This window comes from Campylobacter sp. RM16188 (assembly GCF_012978795.1).
Taxonomy (GTDB): Bacteria; Campylobacterota; Campylobacteria; order Campylobacterales; family Campylobacteraceae; genus Campylobacter_A; species Campylobacter_A canis.
In genome coordinates, this window is record NZ_LIWQ01000026.1 from 1 (window position 1) to 4,926 (window position 4,926).

Sequence of the window (4,926 nt, forward strand, 5' to 3'; positions counted from 1 at the left end):
CAGATGTCATAAAAAGCTATGAGGACTTTGTCTCAAAAGTCGGTCGCGCAAGAGAGATTAATGCTGAAATCTCTACTCTTGAAGAGAAAAAGCAGATCAAAAAAGATATAGCTTCATCCTTAAAAGGCGAAGCTAAGGCAAGCGCTATGCAAGAGGTACTTGAGCTCATAGATCAAATAGAAAATAAGAAAAAAGAGCTAAAAGCGGCCGAAAAAGAGAGAGTGGGTATAGATGACACTGCTAAGAAAAGATTTGATCTTTGCTTGAGCGGAGAGGAATTTGAAGCTTTTAAGGCCGAGATTGAAGACAAAGGACTAAGCTACACGATAGTTATGAATGCAGTTGATAGCGCAATAGAAAAAGAGCGTGTAAAAAAGTAGAACGCCTGCTTGCTTGCGTGGAAGCTAGAATGAGCCCGATGGAATTCGGGCTTGATTATTATGAAACTTTGATGTTTCGTGGTCAGAACATCGCTTGCGTAGCTAAGCAGGGATATAACGGTGGATATATAGAGTGCGATAGTTTAATTTTAAAGGCTTTTTGCAAAAGGTTTAAAATAGATTTTATATGGATGATTGAAATTTCAAAAAGCTTTATAGCGATAATAAATAAAGGGATTAGATGAAAAAATTACAAGGAAGCTTTGCTTTTTGCGCGGGCATTGTCAATGATTTGTGCTATCCCTACAGCTATTGTGGCAACTATAAACGCTAAGATTTTATTGCTATCTGAAGTTGCTATTTCAAAAATACCAGCAACTACAATAGCTACTAGAAAAAACCACCAAAAAACAAGTAGAAAATTCTTAACTATAAATAGCATCTTGAACCTATTTGGCTATTTAAAACAAGCAACCTTAATAAGACCAAAAGCTATAGGCGCAACTATAATGAGTGCGATTGTAGCCAAAAAGAAGGCTAATTGCGGAGTAAAAGAAGCTATGACAATTACTGCAAAAGCAAAAATGCAAATAGAGCAGATTGTGACTATTTTATATATAAAATCAAGTAAATTCATCTTCGCTCCTTTATTTTTATTTGATTATACCAAAATTCAAACGAAGAGTAAATAATGTCCGCGTCTAATGATATAAGAATAAAGATAACCATAGACGGAGATACAAAAAACGTAACTCTGGTTAGAAATGAAGTCAATAAGCTTGGAAACAGTATAAATAATGTCGATACTTATGCAAATGCCCTTAGAAGTACTTTGGGTAAATTTGCAGCAGTAGGATTTGCTATAAATGGATTAAGCGATGCTTTTAGTAAAAGTATAGCATCGATAGACGCACTGGCAAACGCTACCGGCAGATTAAGTCTTGTGACAAAAAATAGCAACGAACTAAAGGCTCTAAGTGCGCAAATTTTAAACGTAGCAAATAGTGCACGCGTAAGTTTTACAGAGACAACGGATTTATATACAAGATTTGCAAATAATCTAAAAAATAGCGCAATATCATCTAAGCAGATGATAGAGGTAACTCAGGCGGTAAGTAAATCTTTGGTTATAAGCGGAGCAAGTGCGCAAAGCGCAAACGCAGCGCTTATTCAATTGTCTCAAGGCCTAGCCGCAAACTCATTGCGCGGACAAGAGTTGGCCTCCGTAATGGAGCAAACTCCGCGCTTGGCTCAAGCGATAGCGGATGGTATGAACGTAAGTATAGGACAGCTTAGAAAACTGGCTGAGGAAAACAAGCTTACTACCGAAACGGTATTTTTCGCTTTATACAAACAAAAAGATCTTATAGAAAAAGAATTTGGAAAAATGCCTATAACCATCGGTCAGAGTATGACCGTATTAGGCAATAGCGTTCAAGCTCTTTTAGGCAGGCTTAATGAGGCTTCGGGATTTACTAAGGCTATTACCGGTGCAACAATTGGATTATCAAGCGCTTTTAGCGGACTTAGCGTTTATGCAGAGCAAGTTAGTAGTGCCATTTGGCTACTGGTAAAAGGATTTGTAGCATATAAGGCTAGCGTAATAGGTGCAAATTTATATACATCGTTATTTAATAAAACAATGAACGGAATGTATACGAACTCTTTTATAGCCTCGCTCTCTCGTGCAGGCAGCGTAATGGACGTGCTAAAAGTAGGAGCCGGTGGGGCTGCTACAGCTTTTAGAGCGTTAAGAGGCGCTATGATGAGTGTGCTTCCGGTAGCTGGAATTATGGTAGCTATCGAAGTAATAGGCAAGCTTGCAGAGTCCTTTGGCGGAGCGAAAGAGCGTAACGAGGAGCTAAGAAAATCCATTGAACTAACCAGTGAAGAGATAAAAAAATTAAGTGTAAACGAGCTAAATAATCATCTTATAACCCTAGCAAAAGAGCAAGATAATCTAACTAGATCTATAGAGGGAAGTGAATATGCGCTAAGTATGCTTGATGAAGAATTTCAAGATGAAGAGCAAAGAGTCCAAGCTTTTGATGCGATAACCGCCGGAGCCGGCAAATTTGAATCTAGGCTTGAGACGGTTAAAGATAGAATAAAAGAGATTAAAGAGCAAATTGAAGCTCTATCAAATCCAAACAGCGCCAAAGGTCAATTTCTTCAAGCAAGTGCCTTTATAGACAAAATCCTTGACGATCATAAAAACATAAAGACAAAGATAGATCTTGAAGATGCAATCAAGATCAAAATAGAAAATTTAACCAAGCTAAGCGAGCTTACGGGAGTCACTGCCGAAAACGAGCGAAGCTATCTAAATGCTAAAGAAAAAACTCTCGCTAAGCTAATAAAACTTAACGACGAATATGAGAATTTTGGCAAAGAAAAAGCCAAAGTGGAATAAAAGCTTTCAAAGATAATGCCAACGCTCTAAAATCCGCCCTAAAAGAGATAGCTGAAATTGATTTTAGCGATATTGAAATCAAGACACAAGTGGTATTTGATAAATACAATGAAATGCTAAGTCTTGGCATAGACAAAGGCAAAGTAAAACATTTCCTAAATTCAAAACTAGAAGCCATAGCAAATGAAAACATAAAAGCCGTAGAAAAGAGTGAAGCCGAAGCAATAGAGAAGCAGCTTGACTTAAGAGCCCAATACTATAAAACCATAGGCGAATACGAGAGAGCTTGGCAGATAGAAAAAGCAAAAATCATAGAGAAGTATGAGAAGCTTACATTTGAAAACGGCGAAAAGATCACAAAAGAGCAGCTTGATAAGCTGCTAAAAATGGAAGAAAAGGCGTTTTTGCAAGGCTCAAAAATAGCCAAAAATTCATTCAAAGACATAAAAGGCTCATGAGCCGATACGGTCTCAACTATGAGTAAGACCGTAGAGGATAAGTTCTTTGATTTCTTTATGCAAAAAACTAAATCGTTAAAAGGCGCACTTAAAGAGATAGGACAAGGGCTATTTAGGGATATGATAAGTCCTTATGCCAGAAGCCTATCGCAAGGCTTATCGGGCAGTTTTGGTGCATTGCTTGGCGGTGGGTCAAATTTAGCTTCTATCGCTTCATTTTACGGATTAACCAAGAATAGCGAGGGTGGGTTTAGCGGTCAAGTAAACGGCACGGATGTGGTTATATCTGGCACAGGCGAAATTTTAAGCGGTAATAGTGCCTTTGGCGGTGCAGGAAATATACTAAGTGCAGTTTCAAATTTAAAGAGTATCTACTCTATGTTTAGCGGTGGGTATTCTGGCTTAGTATCAAATTTCACTACAGCTCCGGCAGGATATTTATCAAGCTATCTATCAAGCGCAGGATATACGTATAAAAATCAAACCTCCGGATACTTCAAGCAAGTGCCAAGCAAAGCTAAAGTATTACGAGAGCCTTTTTAGGGAGCTAGGAAGATGAAAACGAGTAAAGCGACCCAAGCAGAGCGCAGGAGCATTTCTACGCGAGCAAAGCGACGCTGGAAGATCATACAAGCATTGATTAAATTTGAAAATATGACTGAAAGAACCATTAGAAAGATCATATTTATCATACTGCTTAGCTTTGCGGTATTTTTAGCGGGATGTAGCCAAAAGCCCGAAATCATAACAAGAACGGTGTATCAGGATGTCTATCTGCCTATTAAGTGTGAAGCAAAGATCCCGGATAAACCAAAATTTGATGAAAACAACTTAGAGAGTGCCAAAGCCATAGCCAAATATTATGAAGAGACTGAAAGGCTACTCAAAGAGTGCGTAGGAGAGCCTAAATGACAAATGACTTTAATATAGTAAAAGAGATGGGTATATATTTTTGGGTTTTAGTCATAGGACTTATAGGCGGTCTTTTGAATATAGGAACTTGTCCTTCAAAAAGCACCGGACACAAGGCGGCAAATCTTATAGTAGGAACTGCGAGCTCTATGTTTCTTGGCTGGATTAGCTTTGAAATAGTAGATCATATCTATCAAAGCCAGAAGGTAGCTCTAGCGGCTTGTGGCTTTTTTGCATGGAAAGGCGCTGAGTGGATCAATGTCCTACTTGATAAAGTGATAGACAGCAGACTAAAAAAGTAAGATGACTGGTATAGCGATAGATATTCGAACCATGACTATATGCGGCCCATACCGAGAAACGAAGACATGAATAAAACATACAAGGAGTTAGAATTATACCAAATTTCAGTAGATCGCTAGATATTTTATACGAGTTAGAATTTAATAATCCAAAGATACAAGAGCTAGTAGCCGGGTTTTACATATGCTAGAGGGTGGAGGAATAGAGCGATGAGGATTTAAGAACCCTAACTCATAAAAATAGCAGAAGAGTATTTAGGAATTTTAAACTGTTTTAATACTCTTTTAAACACCATTTAGAACCATAAAATTCACGTTAGAAATCAAAGTAAAAATCAAGCAAATTTAACCCACTTTGATTTTAAGCGTAAATTCACTTTGATTTGAAAAGCGGTTTTACATATACTAACTCTTTTAAATTCTTATTTAGAAAAACCTAGGTTTGATTTTTGTAAAAATTT

8 protein-coding genes are annotated in these 4,926 nt (G+C 37.6%); all 8 read left to right on the forward strand.

The window, feature by feature from the left end:
- The coding region (locus tag CDOM16188_RS10825) for a hypothetical protein (protein WP_172202125.1) at positions 1–380 on the forward strand (380 nt) is incomplete at its 5' end.
- Between the two features lie 17 nt (positions 381–397).
- Positions 398–625: a hypothetical protein gene (locus CDOM16188_RS10830; protein WP_172202127.1), complete on the forward strand. Its 228-nt coding sequence runs from the start codon at positions 398–400 to the stop codon at positions 623–625.
- 42 nt (positions 626–667) lie between these two features.
- Complete coding sequence (locus CDOM16188_RS10835) at positions 668–1,072, forward strand: hypothetical protein (RefSeq protein ID WP_172202129.1); 405 nt, start codon at positions 668–670, stop codon at positions 1,070–1,072.
- Positions 1,072–2,793, forward strand: coding sequence for a tape measure protein (locus tag CDOM16188_RS10840; RefSeq protein WP_172202131.1), 1,722 nt, complete (start codon positions 1,072–1,074; stop codon positions 2,791–2,793). The genes CDOM16188_RS10835 and CDOM16188_RS10840 overlap by 1 nt, the downstream gene beginning before the upstream one ends.
- A gap of 89 nt (positions 2,794–2,882) precedes the next feature.
- Entirely contained in the window at positions 2,883–3,251 is a 369-nt protein-coding gene (locus CDOM16188_RS10845) for a hypothetical protein (protein ID WP_172202133.1), read from the forward strand.
- An 18-nt stretch (positions 3,252–3,269) separates the two neighbouring features.
- Complete coding sequence (locus CDOM16188_RS10850) at positions 3,270–3,794, forward strand: hypothetical protein (protein WP_172202135.1); 525 nt, start codon at positions 3,270–3,272, stop codon at positions 3,792–3,794.
- 12 nt (positions 3,795–3,806) lie between these two features.
- Positions 3,807–4,163, forward strand: a complete 357-nt coding sequence (locus CDOM16188_RS10855; RefSeq protein WP_253908196.1) for a hypothetical protein — start codon at positions 3,807–3,809, stop codon at positions 4,161–4,163.
- Positions 4,160–4,465 (forward strand): phage holin family protein, encoded by a 306-nt coding sequence (locus CDOM16188_RS10860; protein WP_172202137.1) that lies wholly within the window; start codon positions 4,160–4,162, stop codon positions 4,463–4,465. Before CDOM16188_RS10855 ends, CDOM16188_RS10860 begins: the two co-directional genes overlap by 4 nt.
- The last annotated feature ends 461 nt before the right edge of the window (positions 4,466–4,926 follow it).

Excerpts from the sequence above, each read along its gene's own strand:
- CDOM16188_RS10855 (WP_253908196.1), top strand. The coding sequence starts at position 3,807 with ATGAAAACGAGTAAAGCGACCCAAGCAGAGCGCAGGAGCATTTCTACG.
- CDOM16188_RS10840 (WP_172202131.1), top strand. The coding sequence starts at position 1,072 with ATGTCCGCGTCTAATGATATAAGAATAAAGATAACCATAGACGGAGAT.
- CDOM16188_RS10850 (WP_172202135.1), top strand. The coding sequence starts at position 3,270 with ATGAGTAAGACCGTAGAGGATAAGTTCTTTGATTTCTTTATGCAAAAA.
- CDOM16188_RS10835 (WP_172202129.1), top strand. The coding sequence starts at position 668 with ATGATTTGTGCTATCCCTACAGCTATTGTGGCAACTATAAACGCTAAG.
- CDOM16188_RS10860 (WP_172202137.1), top strand. The coding sequence starts at position 4,160 with ATGACAAATGACTTTAATATAGTAAAAGAGATGGGTATATATTTTTGG.